General features: G+C 76.0%; 1 pseudogene. It reads left to right on the plus strand.

The annotated features are described in order from the left end of the window. Nucleotides 1-246, plus strand: a pseudogene (locus GRF61_RS24500) (chemotaxis protein CheA); the annotation flags it as partial.

Consider the following 246-nt stretch of genomic DNA (forward strand, 5'->3'; position numbering starts at 1 on the left):
GAGTGCCGTGACCACATCGAGGATCTGGTCGGCCGGGCGCTGGAGGACGATGGCGGCGAGGCCGTGCTGGCCCCGCATGGCGACGCCCTGCTCGCCCGCCTGCAAGTGGCGCTGGGCGAGGCCGCCGGCGAGCCTGCCGCGGCTTGCGCAGCGGCCTCCCCGCCGGTTCCGGCCGAGGCCATGCTGGAGCGGGTGCAGGCGGACACCTGGCACTTGTCGCTGCGCTTTGCGCCCGGCGTGCTGCGC

The organism is Azoarcus sp. TTM-91, assembly GCF_012911025.1.
GTDB lineage: Bacteria > Pseudomonadota > Gammaproteobacteria > Burkholderiales > Rhodocyclaceae > Azoarcus.